The sequence below is a fragment of the Helicobacter pylori Shi112 genome (genome assembly GCF_000277405.1).
GTDB lineage: Bacteria > Campylobacterota > Campylobacteria > Campylobacterales > Helicobacteraceae > Helicobacter > Helicobacter pylori_C.
This window is the reverse complement of sequence record NC_017741.1, coordinates 827220-843628: the sequence shown is the minus strand read 5'-3', so window position 1 is coordinate 843628 and position 16409 is coordinate 827220. Positions and strand designations below refer to the sequence as shown.

Below are 16409 nucleotides of genomic sequence, written 5' to 3'. Positions count from 1 at the left end.
TTTAATTTCATATCTTCCAAGAATTGTATTGAAATCTAGCGGTTTTTCTTACTATAGTATTGGAAATACCATAGAACCAACGCTAAGAAAGATACTAATAGTAATATTAGCGCATAAGGGTGTTTTTTAAGCCACTCTAACGCATGCAATAACTCTTCTCCTAAACACCACGCTAGAATAATGGTAATGCTCGCCCACACCATCGCGCTAATGAGATTGATGATAGCGAATTTTAAAGCGCTATAGCGCGTGAGGCCTATGCTAATAGGAATGATGGTGCGCATGCCATACATGTAGCGTTGGATAAAAATGATAAACCAGCCGTGTTTTTGCAACAATAAATGGGCTAGGGCTAGTTTTCGGCGTTGTTTTTCTAGCTTTTTTTGGATGTAGGCTTTATTGGTGCGGCCGATGTAAAAATAGATCTGATCCCCCACAAAACCCCCAATCCCTGCGACTAAAATGGCTAACCCTAAATGCATATGACCGGTATAGCTGGCAATCCCTGCTAAAATTAACCCAATTTCGCCTTCTAAAATGCTCCACCCAAATAAAATGAGATACCCCCAAGTCGCTGCATGCTGATTCCATAAGTCAATGATGTATTCTTCCAAAATTCACCCTTATTCTAGCACTCTAACAAACAAAAGGTTTTCACTCGCTCTTCTAAAAGTTGGATACCCGGTAATTCTTTTAACCCTATCAAAAAGCATGCTTCTATGCATTCGGCTTGTAGGGCTTTGATAAGCTCAAGGCTCGCTAAAGCTGTGCCTCCAGTGGCTAATAGATCATCAATTAACACCACCCTTACCCCCTTAACCCCCCTAAAAGCGTCGGAGTGGATTTCTATGCTGTCGCTCCCGTATTCTAGGCTGTAGCTTTGAGATAGGGTGTGCGCGGGGAGTTTGCCCTTTTTCCTCACAGGCACAAAACCCACCCCAAGTGCATAAGCGAGAGCAGAGCCTAAAATAAACCCTCTCGCTTCAATGCCCACGATAAAGTCTATATTGAGAGCGAGATAGCGTTTTTTGAGCGCGTCAATGAGCTTGCTAAAGAGTTTAGGGTAGTTGAGTAGTGTGGTAATGTCTTTGAATAAAATCCCTTTTTTAGGGTAATCTTTCACTTCTCTGATGCTTTGTAAAAGTTCTTCTTTGAGCGTTTCATTCATTTTAATATCCTTTAATATAACTGATTGGTTGTATAATTTTGATTTATTATAGCGTTTTTAAAGGAGAGCTTCTATTTTTTGCTCCAATTCTTTAATACGATTTTTATATTTATCCGATTCGCCTTTGTATTCAGAGTTGCGCTGTTTAAGGGCTTTTAGTTCTGTTTTTAACGAGCTCATTTCTTGGGTAAGAATGTCAATATTGCCTAAAGCCCTTTGGAGTTGCAACTGGTGTTTTTGGATCAAAATTTCAGCTTCTTGTAAGGTGAGCTTCATGGATGCGTTGGTGCGTTCTTGCCGTTTAGCCACGGTTTTAAAAAAGAAAGTGCGCACACCCATATAAAGGATAAAAACAATAGCGATAGTGATGATAAACCATTGGGTGAACATGCCTATTAAAATATCCTTTTTAACGAAACGATGTAATTATACTATATTAGGTTTATGATTTCAGCGATTCATCTAGTTTTTGGATGCGCAACACATGACGGCCTTGTTCAAATTCTGTAGAGAAAAACGCTTCTAAAATGCTTTCCACCACGCCAATACCGCTAATCTTTTCGCCCAAACACAAGACATTAGCGTTATTGTGCAAGCGAGTCATTTTAGCCATGTAAGCATCAAGGCACAAAGCGGCTCTAATACCCTTAAAACGATTAGCGCCCATGCTCATGCCTATCCCTGTAGCGCACACTAAAATGCCATAGCTTTGCGCATTTTCTAGGACCTTTTGGCACACTAACTTTGCGTAATCAGGGTAATCCACTCTCATAGCGGGTAAAAAAGCTTGGATCTTAAAATCCTTGTCTTCTAAAAAATGTTGGACAAACTCTGCAAGATGCAACCCTGCATGATCGCTTCCTATAAAAATTTGAGAAGGCTTTAAGGGCTTATTCATAAGCTCTCCTTGATGAAAGATTAAGAAAGGAGTAAGTAAAATAAAAATCTTGTGGGTGCATGGATAAAAAACTCCGATAAAGGGGGGATAAACAAAAAGATAAACACTACCAACAAGCCGTAGCGTTCCATTTTAGAAAACCATTCCAATAAAAACGCACTTTTAAAATGCAACGCTAAAAAGCCTAACGCTTTGGAGCCGTCTAAGGGCGGGATAGGGAGGCTATTGAAAACGCCTAAGACAAGATTATAAAGAATGCCTTGAATGAGAAAGGTTACTAAAGCGAGCTGATAAAGGTTCAATTCATTGATGCTTAAAGCGTTGATCCCTAGTTTTTGGAAGCTCAAATGCGTGATGGAAGCGAGCAGAACGGCCAAGATGAAATTATAAGCCACCCCGGCTAAACTCACCACTACGCATGCCAGAGAGCCTTTTTGAGAAACAATATAGCGCATATCCACGGGCACGGGTTTAGCCCACCCAAACAAAAAAGGGGCTTGAAAAATGAGTAATAAAGCCGGTAAAAGCACCGATCCCATCATGTCCAAATGCCTGATAGGGTTTAAACTCAAACGATTAGCGTCTTTAGCGCTCCTGTCCCCAAATAAAAACGCGCTCAAGCCATGCATGATCTCATGCCCTATGATAGCGATTAAAAGGGCTAGAATCTTCATTAAGGTGGTGATAAAACTTTCTAAAGAGGAATCAAAAAATTGCACAAAAAACCTTAAGGCGTTGCTTTTTCTTTTTTAATGATTTTTTCTAAGCCTTCAACGCTTTTAAACATGCGCTCCCAACGCACCAGATAGCGTTTTTTGGGGTTATTTTCTGCGTCCATTTCCAGGCTATTTTTTAAACTCAAACTGAAATAAACAATCCATGGCGAACCCACGATGTTTTTATAAGCCACACTCCCCCAAAAGCGCGAGTCGCTAGAATTATCTCTGTTATCGCCGATCATGAAAAATTCATCGTTATTGATTTTCTTGTAAAATACCTTTTCGCCCTCCATTTGAATGAGTTGCATGCTGATATTGGCTTCTGCGCCTTGAGTGGCTAACTGCTCCATTAAGTGGAAGGTTTCATTGTCTTTTTGGTAATGGATACCCGGATGCTCACTTTTATAAGGGTTTAAAACAAAAATTTTACCCATAAATTCTTTAGTCATGGCGTTAGGGTAATGTTTAGCGATGTAATTTTTGTCTGTGTCGCTTTCAAAAGGGTGCAAATAAAGCCCCTCATTAGTGAATAACACCTCATCGCCTCCAATGGCAAAATTCCTTTTGACATAGTAAGATTTTTTTTCATGGGGAGGGATAAACACCACCACTTCGCCGCGCTTAGGGCGATCCCCCTCTATCAAATGCCCGTTATTTTTAAAATCAGGCATAACAGGGAGCTCAATCCATGGGATTTTAGGAATGGGTATGCCGTAAGAAAATTTTTTGACAAAGAGCATGTCGCCCTCATAGAGCGTGCCTACCATAGAGCGAGAGGGAATGATAAAGGCTTGCGCGATAAAAAAGATAACCAACAGCACAATAGTGATCGTTCCTACCCAACTGGAGCAAAACGCATAAACAGAGCGTAAAAATTTCATTTAAAGTCCCTTCCTTTGTTGTTTTTCAAAAGCGATGAGAGTGTTTTCTAAAAGCGAAACAATCGTCATAGGCCCCACGCCTTTAGGCACAGGGGTGATAAAACCGGCGACTTTTTGCGCGTTGTTAAAATCCACATCGCCCACGATACGCCCATCATTCAAATGATTGATCCCAATATCCACCACTACAGCCCCTTTTTTTAACATGCTCGCTTTAATCAAATCAGGCTTACCCACACCCACGCAGACAATATCAGCGTTTTGGGTGTAAAAGCTAATGTCTTTAGTCAAAATATGGCACACGCTCACGCTAGCCCCAGCGTTTAACATGAGCATGCTCAAAGGTTTTCCAATGATATTGCTCGCCCCAATAATCGCCACATCCTTACCCTTGATTTCAATATGATAATGCTCTAAAAGACGCATCACGCCCATAGGGGTAGCTGGCAGAAACGATTCTTTTTGAGTGCAGAGCTTGCCGATATTAAGGGGGTGGAAACCATCCACATCTTTATTGGGGTCAATGGCTTCTAAAACCATTTTAGTATCAATGTGTCTGGGTAGGGGGAGCTGGACTAAAACGCCTGAAATGTTTTGATCGGTATTGTAATCTTTAATCAAGGACAGCAATTTGGCCTCAGTAATATTTTCTTGGAGGGTTTTTAAGTCAAAATCCATGCCCACCCTTTCGCATGCTTTGATCTTCATATTGACATAAGTGATACTAGCGGGATCTTTCCCCACTAAAATCACGGCTAGTTTGGGGCGTTTATGCGTTTGTGCGGTTATTATTTGGATTTTATTTTTCAAATCTTTTTCTATATCATAAGCTAGCGCTTGCCCGTCTAATAAAACAACGCCCGTGTTTGGCATGCTTATTGTCCTTTATCCATTAAAATCCTATTATTGTAGCAAAAATCATGCGTTTAATGGAATTAAAAACTCAGTTTGTCAATCTTTAAGATTAGCCCCATGATAGAGCAAGTAATAACTGAGAGCTTTTAAGGATTCTAATTGCTGGTAAAACTGAGAAGCTTCTATTTTGTCGTTTTGTTTATCCTTTTGTTCTTTGTAATTTTCGTTCAAATACCTTAACCCCAAACTGGGGTTATAAAAATAATCTTTGGTAGCGATCGCTTCATAACCCAGCGCGTAATTGGGGTGGCTTGGAGGGTTTGTTGTATTGTTAGAAAATAAAGGCTTTCCAAAACTCACAAATTGAAAACCTTTAGGAGCGACTAGTTCAACAATCGTAGGAGCGATGTCCAAATGCGATCCGACTTGACTGATTTTTTCAGGCTTTAAAGTAGGGGCGAACAAAATAAGCGGCACGGATTTAATCGTATATAAATCGTTTTTAGCGTATTCATAACTCCTGTCAAAATGATCCCCTGTGATGATAAAAAGCGAGTTAGGGAATTTTTGGCTGGCTTTTTGGATGAAATTGACTACCACTTTGTCATACCAGTAAATATGCCCTAAAGAATTAGCGTCCGGTAGATTTTCTGCTTTGGGGGTGTTTTCCACAAATTTTTGGATTTTTTCTAAAGGCACGCCAAAGGCTTTGAGATTCACATTTTTGATCGCGTGGTTGCTTAAAGTCATGACCATGCTGAAAGTTTTTTCATTGGGGTTGGTGTTTTCTAAAATATAGTCAAATAAAATATTATCATGCACTCCCCAGTTGCTTTCTATGGGCTTAGGGTAGGGCTTGTTTTTGGCAAATTCTAAGAGGTGGTTATTGAAATAAAGGGCGTGAAAACCTTGTTTTTTGGTGAAACTAGTTAGTTTGTTCCAAATCCCGCTACCCCCATAATAAAAGTTGTTTCTATAACCCAGAGTTTTTGTGATATTGCCAATCGCCATAGGAAAGCTAGGAAGAATCACTCCTGAATTGACTAAATTATTATCATTGATATAAGGCAAGCCTGTGATTTGGACATCTAGGCTTTTAACGGTCCGTGGGGCGCTTTCAATAAAAGCAGAAAGCATGTAGGCATGCTCTTTTTTAACCAAATCTTGTAAAGCGCTCGTTAGCCCTATGGCGTCAAATTTTGGATCAAAATGCCATGAACTCAAAGACTCTGAAACGATATAAAAAACATGTTGAATGGTTTGATTGGAATTGTTGCGGCTTGTTTGAGAAAGCAACTCATAGAGGTTGTTTGAGGGGTTTTCTTTAAGATTGAAATAATTTTTCGCCACTTCTAGGGGCGATCCTTTAGCAAAATCGCTGAATTTAAGGTTATGGCTTTGTCTGTAATTGCGTGCCAAAAGATAAAGGTTGCGAAACGCCCCGGGGGTAATTTTCATTAAAAAAGGATCTTTGGCTGGCTCTATGCTGAGATCTAAAGACGCGCCAACAAAGCTCAATTGCGCGTTAATGTAAAACATTTGCATGAGTGCAAAAAGCGTAAATAAAATGAAAGTTTTAAGGGGTTTGGTGGCTTGATAAACATTGGGTTTAAAAAGGGCGTTTTGGAGTTTGAAATAGATAAAAGAGATTAAAACGCTAAGGATCACAAAGAGTGAAAAACTGGAAAAAATAGGGTATTCCCCGCTCATTTTTAAAATCGTGAGCGTGTCTTCATGCAAAAATTCCAATAAATTTTCATCAAACACATTCCCATAAATGCCATAATAAACAATGTTTGCAATGTTTAAAAACAGGATAATAGCGATAGAAAAATACGCCGTAATATTAAGCATTTTGGTTTGGTGTTTAGGGGCAAATAACCCCAATAACCCGATGATGATAAAAAGAATCGCTAAGCTTGAAACCACACGATTATCGTATCTTGCTCCATTGAATAGGGTTTTGATGATTTCATCAAAAATAGGGTTTTTTAAAGCATGCTTATAATAGCCAGTATAAAGGATAAAGCCGATACGATTAAACACAAACAACAAGCTCATAAAAAAGGTGAAATAAAAACCTTTTAAAAAAAGCGAAAAAAGGGCATGGGATAGGGATTTCATGAGCGTTAATACAACCTTTTTTTAACAAGAGATAAAGTCTTAAAAAAGACAAAAAGAAGCAAGGGGAAATCCAATAAAGAATCTAAAATTTGAAAATTAGAACGCATTAAAAGCGAACTGGATAACGCCACTAAAGCGATCACGCCTAATAAGGGACTGCTCAAAAACAAACTGCCACAAAAAAGCGCGCTAAAAATAAGAGAAGCCATGAAATGATGATAAATTGAAAAAGGCAAAAACCCTAAAATATCTATCAAAAGCAACAGATTGAAAAACAGCATGACGCTATAAGATTGCAAGGTTTCTAAAGGGGGCTTTTGGAGGAGGCGGCAAGAAAAGAGCGCATAAGAAAGGATCAAAAGACAGCTAAAGGGGCTTAAGGGGGCTGTAAAACTGCTTAAAAAGGCGTTGAGCGATAGAGAGTCTTTAAAAGCGGTATTGCTTAAAATCACGCTTACAAAAGAGAGTGAAAATCTCAAACCCAATGGCTTATTTTTGAAAAAAAAGAAAATTAAAAAAAGCCATACAAAACTCAGCGTGTAAGAAGAATGTATAAACATGACTAATCACTTGAGAAGGGATTTTAAATAAGCCATATTAAAACGGATGTGCTTGATATGAGAGCGGTTGTAGGTATAGACAATATCTATAAAATGAGAATTAAGACTATAGCTTGGGTAACTCACTTCATTTGCTTTATCTAAAATTTTTAAGGTTTTAAAAGAGTTTGAGTTTTCTAATTTAGAAAGCAAGAGTTCTTTACGACGCAGTGATGAATCGCTAGGGTTGTGGATCAAATACAATTCTTTGTTTAAATTGATCAAGTTCAAAGCGTCATTCAAGTTTTTCAAATTCGTAAGCATGGGTTTTTGCCAAGCGGTGGGGGTTTTACAGGTTTCTAGCATGAGGCTATCTTTAAAAGAATGGTTTCTAAACGCCATGACAGCGCAGTCTTTAAAGGGGGTTAGGCTTGGCTGGAGCTGGTGGTTTAGGGCATTAGGCCTTAAAAGCTCTCTTGGGTTATTGTGTTTGTCAAATTTCAACAACAAGGGGTATTGGGTGGCTAATTCGTGGTAAAGCGGTAGCATAAACCCGCCATCAGTGGTGTTTAAAGGCTTATTCCTTATCAAATGGCTTAAGTTTAAAAAAGGGCTTAAAGAGAGTTTTTGCACAAACTTAAAGTGAATCGGCTCTAAAGCGCTTTCAAGTTGATAGATTTTAGAAGTGGCCCACCCGCCCATGCTCACCCCTACGACAAACAACAAAATTTTATCGCCATGCAAAAAAAGCAAGGGGTTACCTAGTTTTTTGATGTATTCATGCGAATAATAAGAAAGCTCTTCTTTGGTTAAAATGATGAAGGCTTCACTCCAGCGATTGATCTTGCTGTCAAAAAGATTCGCGCTGATTGTCACATCCCTTGCCCCTTCTTTAGTGCCGCTAAAATAAGCGCTCAAAAGGTTATCGTTAGGCAAGCTGATTAAAGCGCTCGCATGCACGCTTAAAGCACCATCTGGTTTAGGGATAGTGAATTGTGTGAAATAGGGGGGGCTTTTGGTTGAAAGGGTTTGATTGTGCAAAAAAGCATAGGGGGGGGTTTGGTGCTTCATTATAATTAAAAATAAAACGATAAAAAGCCCCACAAAAAAGGCGGCATGTTTTAGGCGATTTCTTGAATGTTCCAAGATAGCGTTTCGCCCCCTCTTAAGATAGCGATTTTTTCATTCAAACAAAGCGTGTGCGTGGGGACTATAAAGGGTGTTTTAGACAAACGCACCTTTTTAGCTGGCAAATTGTCTGGTGCATAGATTTTTTTAGCGTTATCGCTGATAAAGGCTTGCAAGTTTTCTAAAGCGTTGTGTTTTTCAAAAAGTTCGCACAACGCAGGCAACAAAATAGGGGCAGAAAAGATGCCTGCTGGGATGTTAGCGCTATGCTTTTTAGAGATAAAATGCGGGGCGCTATCAGAGCCAAAAGAGATTTTAGGGTGGGCTTTTAAAGCAAGGGATAAAAGCCTTTCTTGGTCTTTTTTGGTTTTGATTAAAGGTTTGCAAAAACAATGCGGGTTCAAACTCCCCCCTAATAAATCATCTAAGGTCATGCTGATATGGTGTAAGGTTAAAGTCGCATAGAGGTTGTCATGCTTTTCAATTAAAGCGATACTGCGCCAATCGCTCAAATGCTCTATAATGATTTTGAGTTTAGGGAATGAAAGGGCGAAAGTTTCTAAAACGCTATGGCATAAAAATTCTTTATCCAAACAAAACCCGGCTTGTTCTGCGTGGATGCATAAAATAAAGCCTAATTTTTGGGCGTTTTCTAAAATCTCTAAAGTTTTCTCACCCAACAAATCCGAAGTGCCGTTTTGCGCGTTTGTGGTCATGCCTTTGGGGTAGAGCTTTAAAAACCTGATGCCTTTTTCTTGGGCGCGTTGCAATTCTTCTAAAGTCAAGCCATCATTAAAATACAAACTCATTAAAGGCTTGAAGTTTGAAGAATGGTTTAAAATTTCTTCTTCGTATTCAAGGGTGGTTGGAGTGTTGATTAAGGGCTTACTGAGGTTAGGCATGATCACCGCAACGCTAAAAGGCTCGCTAGAATATCTTAACACCGCTTTTAAAAGTGCGTTTTCTCGCACATGCAAGTGGGCGTCTATAGGGTCAAAAAGCGTGATCTCCATTTCTTAATTGCCCCCTAAGTAATAACGCACTCTAATGCGAATGAGGGTTTTAGTTTTGGGGCGTGGGTAATCCTTATAAGCGATCTGAATGGTCTTTAAGGTGTTGTCATCAAGCATTTTGTATTCAGAGCCAATGATGATTTTAAGATCGCTAATATCGCCATTAGGGTGCAAGTAAAACTCTACCGCATTCGTCCCGTCTTGCCCTAAATAAGCCGCCACTTGAGGGTATTCTAAATATTTTTGCGTGATGCGCCCAATATCCCTTAAATTATTCCTGATGAAATCTTTTTCGGCTGTGCCTAAATCCCCAAATTCTTCGCCATACAATTCATCAATATCCCTCCTGGTTTGGTTATCCAAGCCTTTATTATTTTCTTGTCTGGGTGGCGCAACTTCTTTAGGCAAGAAAGAAAGCTGATTGGGGTCAAATTCTTTTTTGACAGGTTTTTTCTCTTCCACTTTTTTCTGCTCTACTTTTTGCTCTACTATTTTTTTCTCTTCTTTTTTCTCCTCTACTACTTTTTTCTCTTCCACTTTTTCCACTTTTTTAAGAGCCTTATGTTTGTGATTGGGCTTTTTGGGTTCAGGTTTGGGTTTTGGTTTAGGCTTAGGCTTTTCTATAGGTTTTGGCGGGGTTGGCGGAATGGGTGGGGTTGGGGGTGTGGGAGGTTTTTGGGGGCCAGCCAGCGTGGGTTTAGGAGCGCCTTGGGTGTTTTTACTGGGATCTTGTGAATGGCCTCTTTTTAAAATCAATAAATTTTTAGGATCCACTTTAACGAGTTTGGGTTTTGAAGGAAAAAAATCCCCTCTGTGTTCAAATAAAAAATAAATCAACCAGTGTAACAATACAGACAGAATGAGAGAAAAGAAAAAATTCCTGTTAGAATGATCCACAGGGTCAAAATTTTTCCCTAACTTAGCAGGTTGTAGTTTAGAATTTTCCGGCATATAAATTTCCTAATTTTGAATTCTTTATATTATTTTCAGCTTCTTTAATCAGTTCTTCTTTAGATGTTTTTGGGCTTATTTTGTCTAAAAGCAGGCTGTATTTATCGCTTAGTAAGACCAAGTAACGCTCCTTATTGGTTTCTATGGAAATGATTTTATGGTTCGCATCAACACGACCCAAAACACTAATTTCTAACTTAAGATCTTTTGTAGAAAAAGACCCTTGTGCAGGAACAATTTTTTTTTTGATTATATACAATATTAAGAGTAAGGCAACAATAACTGCTAACGCCTTATAAGCATGGCTTAAATCCAGTGGGGGTTTTAACTCTAGAGTGTTTAAGGGGCTTTTGGCTCGCTCTTTTTCATCTCGGCTTGCGAGATTGGCATGCTGAGGTTTTTCTTCATGGTTAGGCGGTGGGGCTAAATGAAACCCTTTTGGCAAAAAAAGAAAGCGGATCCGTTTTTTATCCTTGCTGTTTGAAGCTTGGATTTCTAATTCCACTTTAGCTTTTTTAGACAAGAGATAGATGTCATTTTGGTAGGAAAACATTTCTAAAGCATTCAAAGAAGCTTCTTTAAAATCCATGGTTTTTTTAGAATCCAGTTTAGCGTTTTTTAAAACGATCACCTTTTGCCCTTCAACTTCCATGATTTTAGGCGTTTTGTTAAACGGCGTTTCAAAAGTGAGCGTGGTTTGCACGGCTTTTATAGGTGGTGTTGCTGAAGCGTTTGAGTCAGGTTGGACTTCTTTTAATGCATTTTGCCAATGCACTAGTTTAGTGGGGGCGTCATCATTTAAAGGTATTTTTTCTTCAGCCAGTAACATAAAAGTAGCGCTCAATAACAAGAATAACAATCTCATGAATTTTTAGCGAGATAATACACAATGGCGTTAGAATCAAGGATTTCATTCAAACGAATGGCTAAATTCCTTTCAAAAACCATCACCTCACCCTTACCAATAACCCGCCCGTTCACAAAAGTATCCACGCTCTCTCCGGCGGGTTTTTGCAAATCAATCACAGAGCCTTTTTCAAAACGCAAAATTTGCAATAAAGGGATTTGCGTAGAGCCAAGTTCTGCGCTAAAAACAATCTCCATGTCTAAAAGGTTTTTATAATCGCAAATGAGTTCTTCTAAATAAGTGGAAAGCTCTAGTTCTCTTTCCTTGTTAGCTTTTTCTTTCTCTTTTTCGGCTATTTTTAACTTATTAGATTCTGTTTCTGACATAAAACCCTACTCTTTCAAGAATGATTTAACTTTGATTATGAAATCTTAATTTTACTATAAATTTTATAACAAATAAAGCCACTACGCTTTAAAGCTAGCCTTAGAAACGCAAAATTCTTTTAAAAAACACGCGCCGCATGAGGGGTTTTTAGCCTTGCAGGTGTAGCGGCCAAACAAGATTAAGGCATGGTGGAGTTTGGATAGGTTGTCTTTAAAAAGATCGCTGAGTTCTTCTTCGGTTTTAATGGGCGTGTTAGCGTCGCTTAAGCCTAAGCGGTGAGTCGTGCGGAACACATGGGTATCTACGGCTATGCAATTTGCATTAAAGCACACTGAAAGCACCACATTAGCGGTTTTTTGCCCCACGCCATCTAGGCTCATCAATTCTTTTTGCGTAGAGGGGATAACGCCCTTAAAATCCCTAACCACTTTTTGCGCCATATTGATTAAATGCTTGCTTTTATTGTTGGAATAAGAAACGGATTTGATGATCTCTTTAACTTCTTCTAAAGAAGCGAGGGCTAAATCCTTCACGCTTGGGTATTTTTCAAATAACTTGGGCGTTATTTTATTCACTCTAGCGTCCGTGCATTGAGCGCTTAAAATGGTAGCCACTAGCAATTCATAGGGGTTTTTATGGTGCAATTGGGTGGTTTGGTTGGGGTAATGTTTTAAAAGCAATTCTTTGATTTGTTGGGCTTTTTGGTAAGTTTTAGCGCGTTTTAACCCCATTTTCACACGCTTTCTTTGATGAGAAGGTATTGCGCTTCATGGGATCTTAAAGCCACTTGAATACGGTTGATTTTAACCGAAAGCGTGGCTTTTTTCATGGAATAATGCAAAAGGGTGCATTGAACCCCTTCATGGATACCAAAAGACAGAAAGCGTTTCTTAAGGGCTTCATCGCAGTTAGCGATTTCTACGATTTCATAAACTTTGTCTTTAACGGCTTCATTGAGCGTCATTTTACTTCCTTTTTGAATCAATGTTTTTTTTGACTTCATCCACGATGATGTCAATGGGTGTGAAAATACGGCGCAAGATTTTAAAAGGCGCTTGGATAATATCTGCTGCTAAAGTTACTTGAGTTTTAGGTTTATCCAGCGTGCCTTTGACATTCACATTAGTGGTGATTTTACCTCCTTTTCCTAAGACAAGATAGCCCACAATAGGGATTTTATTTAAGACATTACTCAAAGCCTTGATAGTGGAAACTTCTAAATTCAAATCTAATTTGTTTTTGTCTAATTCAATGATCCCATTGCCAGCAATATCAAGCGTTTTGCCGATAAGATCAATTTTTTCTAACCCTAAATATTCTTTAGTGATCCCAAAAACAACAGACCCCTTTTTGATTTGATAGCCATTAGCCCCTAAATGAGGGTTCCTAAAGACAATGAGGGAGGGAATGGTGTTGATGAGATTGATCATGTTTTGCATGAGAGCGAAATTCTTTAAGCTTGTGTTTTGGAATTTCAATTCGCCGTTGAAAACCTGATCTTCAAGAGCCCCAATAAGCGTGAATAAGCCCCCTTCTACGAAATCTTTTTGGAGGATGGTATTGATATAATCCCCGCTAAAATTATGAGCCTTAAGATACAAAGCCCCATGCACTAAATCCGCCATGATCATGCCGTTTTTATAATTGCCATCAATTTTCACTCTATCATCTTGAGCGACAATATCAAGATTTTCTAAAGGAAAAGGCATTTTTTTATAGATTAACACGACATCTTTAGCATGGATGCGTGTAGAGATAGGGATAATTTTGTGGGCTTTTTCATAGCGTTGTTTGGCGCTAATGAAAATATCTTCATCTTGGATTTCTTTAGAGTTAGGCTTTTCTTTTCGTTCTTTTGAGAATAATCCCGCAATAGCTGGCATCTTGCTATCTAAAAAATCATCAATACTCAAATCAATGTTATTAAGGATAATATCCTTTTGATCCCCCTTAACTTTTATAGATATGCTTTTGCTTGGAGTATAGACAGAAATTTCATCCTTATTAATAGAGCCAAATAAAGAGAGGGAATTGAATTGCATGCCGTTGCTATGATAGATGGGTAAAGTGATTTTTAAATCCTTAGCAAAAAAATCAATATTGACAAAATCGCTCGTAGAAACTTCTAAAGAGCCATCTTCTAAGGCGAAATATTTCATAATAGGGGAATAGGGCTTGATTTTTTTCAAATCTTTGATTCTAAAAACATAGGCGTTATCTTTAAATTCGCCCTCCAATAAAAGTTGTGGCACGCTCCATTGCAAGTGGCTGGGGTTAGAAAAATCAAAATTCAAAGAAAGGTTTTTAAGAGTGTCTTCTGTAGCGTAGAAAACATCTTTAGTGAATTTGTCTTCACTTTGGGCTTTAATGGTGTCTATGATTTTTCTTCTAAACGCCTCTGAGTTTTCACCCTCTTGAATAATAGAATGCAAGCTTTTTAAATCTAAAGAAAATTTAGTAGGCTGTGGGTTATCTGGGTCGTTATTCAAGCCATAAGAACGCATGTTGATATTATTGTTAGTGTTGAATCGTATTTTATGGACTAAAGAATCCAAAGAAAGGGTTTTTTTATTCAAATCTAAAGCGATTTTAGCGTCCAAATCCAGCATGTTTTCATAGCGGGTGTGGGTAGTTTCTATGTAGATGTATTGGTATTCTTGGGTAATATCTAGGTTCACGCTAGCGTTTTGCGTATAAAGGGGGATATTATAGAGCGAGAGGGTGCCTTCTTGCAAATTAACATTGCCTTGAACGCTAAATAAAGGGGCGGTGTTTTTTAAGAATTGCAAGGTGAGTTTCAAATCCGCGCTAGATGGCGTGCTGATTTTATCCAAAGGTAAAACGACTTTATAAGCGCTCAATAAATCCTTAATGCTATCGCCATAATAATTAGGGGTCGTTTTTAAAAAAACCTCCAACTTAGGGGCTTCTAACAAATTGGAAAAAGTGGCGTAAGAGCCGTTTAATTCCATGGTTTCATAAGTGATTTTTTGGGGCTGTATGAGAAGCTGTTTGTTTTTAAAGATCAATTCGGTTTTATCCATTTTAATGGGCGATAAGCCATCATTAAAAACGACTGAAGGTTTAATCAAAGTGGCTTTAACTACAGAATTTTCCAAAAGCGATGGGATAAACTCGCTAGGAGTGAAATTGGCTTTGATTGAAGCGTTATCAATCTTAAAGCTAGCAAATTGGATTTTATCAAAAATCCATGTTTTTAAATTTTTTTGCGATTGGCGTTGGAAAAGAGGCTTTAAAAACGCTAGGCTTTTCATTGGAGAAGTGTTAATTTTTAATTCTATGGTTTTTAAATCGGTTAGCCCTTGCAAATAAATTGCAGCGCTGGGTTCAATTAAGGGCTTGACGATCAAATTGAACGCCATTTTCCTAGCTTTGGGTGAATAGTGGGCGTTGCCATCTACTTGGACTTTAATATCTTTAAAAAGCAAATTGATGATTTTAAGCTTGATATTTTTATCATCTTCTAGGGAAAATTCCCCTTTGACTCCCGGGAATTCTAACTCGTATTTATTCCCGTCAAAAAAGATATTGGCTTTATTTTTATCATCTAAAATGATTTCTTTGACTTTAAGCTTTTCAAAATAAGACACCGCCCAAATGCCATAACGGATATTTTTAATCAGATCAGAAACTTCTAAACGCTTTTTAGTGGGTTTTTGATGGAAGAAAGCAGATAGATCAACCCGTTCAACTTCTAAAGAAAGCTTGTTATTAAGTTTTAAGTATAATTCAGAAATGCCAAGCTTTCCAATTTTTAAATTTTGTATGTGAATGCCGTTTGAAAGGGTCTTATGGATGACAAATAAAAGAGTGAATACTGCCACAAACAAGATAATGACATTAAATACTTTCTTGGATATGTTTCTTCTTTTATTCATCAGCGTTCTTTTTTATTTAAGTATACCAATTTATCCTAACAAAGTGGTGGTTGTCCCGCAAGGTTCGCTCAAAAAAGTGTTTTTTTCTTTAAAAGAGCAAGGCGTGGATATTAACGCTTTGGATGTGCTTTTTTTACGCCTGATGGGCATGCCTAAAAAAGGTTATATTGATATGGGCGATGGGGCTTTAAGGAAGGGGGATTTTTTAGTCCGCTTGATTAAAGCAAAAGCGGCATATAAAAGCGCGACTCTAATCCCTGGAGAAAGCCGCTATTTTTTCACGCAAATTTTGAGCGAGACTTACCAACTAGAAACAAGCGATCTCAATCAAGCTTATGAAAGCATCGCCCCACGATTGAATGGCGCTGTAATAGAAGATGGGGTGATATGGCCAGACACTTATCATTTGCCTTTAGGGGAGGACGCCTTTAAAATCATGCAAACTTTGATCGGCCAATCCATGAAAAAACACGAAGCCTTAAGCAAACAATGGCTTGGATACTACTATAAAGAAGAGTGGTTTGAAAAAATCATTCTCGCTTCTATTGTGCAAAAAGAAGCCGCTAATATTGAAGAAATGCCCTTGATTGCGAGCGTGATTTTTAACCGCTTGAAAAAAGGCATGCCCTTACAAATGGATGGGGCTTTGAATTATCAGGAATTTTCACACGCTAAAGTAACAAAAGAGCGCATTAAAACCGATAACACCCCCTACAATACCTATAAATTTAAGGGCTTGCCTAAAAATCCTGTAGGGAGCGTGAGCCTAGAAGCGATTAAAGCCGTGATCTTCCCTAAAAAAACTGATTTCTTGTATTTTGTGAAAATGCCGGATAAAAAACATGCTTTCAGCGCGACTTATAAGGAGCATTTAAAAAACATTAATCTTTCTAATAATCATTTTTATGATTAGGGTTAATGGGGCGTTTTTTCTTTTAAATTGAGTAAAAAGTGTTTATTATTTTCTCATTTTAATTTTAAGTTCTTATTATTAAAGCAT

At 38.3% G+C, this 16409-nt stretch carries 18 protein-coding genes; 1 reads left to right on the top strand and 17 read right to left on the bottom strand.

Translation table 11 applies throughout. The features are described 5' to 3' along the window. Positions 1–35 precede the first annotated feature (35 nt). From HPSH112_RS04065 to HPSH112_RS03985, 17 genes are all read right to left on the bottom strand, one after another. On the bottom strand, positions 36–614 hold the full coding sequence (locus HPSH112_RS04065) for a DedA family protein (RefSeq protein WP_000393397.1): 579 nt from the start codon (positions 612–614) through the stop codon (positions 36–38). 14 nt (positions 615–628) lie between these two features. Continuing rightward, positions 629–1168, bottom strand: a complete 540-nt coding sequence (apt, locus tag HPSH112_RS04060) for an adenine phosphoribosyltransferase (RefSeq protein ID WP_001006144.1) — start codon at positions 1166–1168, stop codon at positions 629–631. 57 nt (positions 1169–1225) lie between these two features. Next, complete coding sequence (locus tag HPSH112_RS04055) at positions 1226–1558, bottom strand: hypothetical protein (RefSeq protein WP_000495089.1); 333 nt, start codon at positions 1556–1558, stop codon at positions 1226–1228. Between the two features lie 52 nt (positions 1559–1610). Then, on the bottom strand, positions 1611–2066 hold the full coding sequence (gene rpiB, locus HPSH112_RS04050; protein ID WP_001039768.1) for a ribose 5-phosphate isomerase B: 456 nt from the start codon (positions 2064–2066) through the stop codon (positions 1611–1613). Positions 2067–2086: 20 nt separating this feature from the next. Next, positions 2087–2785 carry a site-2 protease family protein gene (locus tag HPSH112_RS04045; RefSeq protein WP_001159416.1) on the bottom strand — a complete coding sequence of 233 codons (699 nt, stop codon included), beginning with the start codon at positions 2783–2785 and terminating at the stop codon, positions 2087–2089. An 8-nt stretch (positions 2786–2793) separates the two neighbouring features. After that, entirely contained in the window at positions 2794–3666 is an 873-nt protein-coding gene (lepB, locus tag HPSH112_RS04040; protein ID WP_000670701.1) for a signal peptidase I, read from the bottom strand. After that, positions 3667–4539: a bifunctional methylenetetrahydrofolate dehydrogenase/methenyltetrahydrofolate cyclohydrolase FolD gene (folD, locus tag HPSH112_RS04035; protein ID WP_001133988.1), complete on the bottom strand. Its 873-nt coding sequence runs from the start codon at positions 4537–4539 to the stop codon at positions 3667–3669. Between the two features lie 78 nt (positions 4540–4617). Beyond that, the gene (locus tag HPSH112_RS04030; RefSeq protein ID WP_000839035.1) at positions 4618–6645 is read right to left on the bottom strand and encodes an LTA synthase family protein; all 2028 of its coding nucleotides are present in this window, start codon (positions 6643–6645) and stop codon (positions 4618–4620) included. A 5-nt stretch (positions 6646–6650) separates the two neighbouring features. Continuing rightward, a complete protein-coding gene (locus HPSH112_RS04025) occupies positions 6651–7205 on the bottom strand; it encodes a 3-deoxy-d-manno-octulosonic acid hydrolase subunit 1 (RefSeq protein ID WP_000469859.1) in 555 nt (184 codons plus the stop codon). A gap of 6 nt (positions 7206–7211) precedes the next feature. Further along, positions 7212–8330 (bottom strand): 3-deoxy-d-manno-octulosonic acid hydrolase subunit 2, encoded by a 1119-nt coding sequence (locus HPSH112_RS04020; protein ID WP_000401294.1) that lies wholly within the window; start codon positions 8328–8330, stop codon positions 7212–7214. Beyond that, positions 8306–9325: a dihydroorotase gene (gene pyrC / locus HPSH112_RS04015; protein WP_000406762.1), complete on the bottom strand. Its 1020-nt coding sequence runs from the start codon at positions 9323–9325 to the stop codon at positions 8306–8308. Before pyrC ends, HPSH112_RS04020 begins: the two co-directional genes overlap by 25 nt. Positions 9326–9328: 3 nt before the next feature. Beyond that, positions 9329–10276 (bottom strand): energy transducer TonB, encoded by a 948-nt coding sequence (locus tag HPSH112_RS04010; protein WP_001114827.1) that lies wholly within the window; start codon positions 10274–10276, stop codon positions 9329–9331. Next, a complete protein-coding gene (locus HPSH112_RS04005) occupies positions 10260–11141 on the bottom strand; it encodes a hypothetical protein (RefSeq protein WP_001237742.1) in 882 nt (293 codons plus the stop codon). The genes HPSH112_RS04010 and HPSH112_RS04005 overlap by 17 nt, the downstream gene beginning before the upstream one ends. Next, positions 11138–11509, bottom strand: a complete 372-nt coding sequence (gene fliN / locus HPSH112_RS04000) for a flagellar motor switch protein FliN (protein ID WP_000004851.1) — start codon at positions 11507–11509, stop codon at positions 11138–11140. Before fliN ends, HPSH112_RS04005 begins: the two co-directional genes overlap by 4 nt. 81 nt (positions 11510–11590) lie before the next feature. Next, a complete protein-coding gene (gene nth / locus HPSH112_RS03995; protein ID WP_014662247.1) occupies positions 11591–12241 on the bottom strand; it encodes an endonuclease III in 651 nt (216 codons plus the stop codon). A 2-nt stretch (positions 12242–12243) separates the two neighbouring features. Next, positions 12244–12474 carry a FeoA family protein gene (locus tag HPSH112_RS03990; RefSeq protein ID WP_000174157.1) on the bottom strand — a complete coding sequence of 77 codons (231 nt, stop codon included), beginning with the start codon at positions 12472–12474 and terminating at the stop codon, positions 12244–12246. Position 12475: 1 nt separating this feature from the next. Then, on the bottom strand, positions 12476–15409 hold the full coding sequence (locus HPSH112_RS03985) for a DUF3971 domain-containing protein (protein ID WP_001042669.1): 2934 nt from the start codon (positions 15407–15409) through the stop codon (positions 12476–12478). On the opposite strand from HPSH112_RS03985, the gene mltG reads away from it, so the two are divergent. Further along, on the top strand, positions 15327–16322 hold the full coding sequence (mltG, locus tag HPSH112_RS03980; protein ID WP_000182685.1) for an endolytic transglycosylase MltG: 996 nt from the start codon (positions 15327–15329) through the stop codon (positions 16320–16322). The genes HPSH112_RS03985 and mltG overlap by 83 nt on opposite strands. Positions 16323–16409 lie beyond the last annotated feature (87 nt).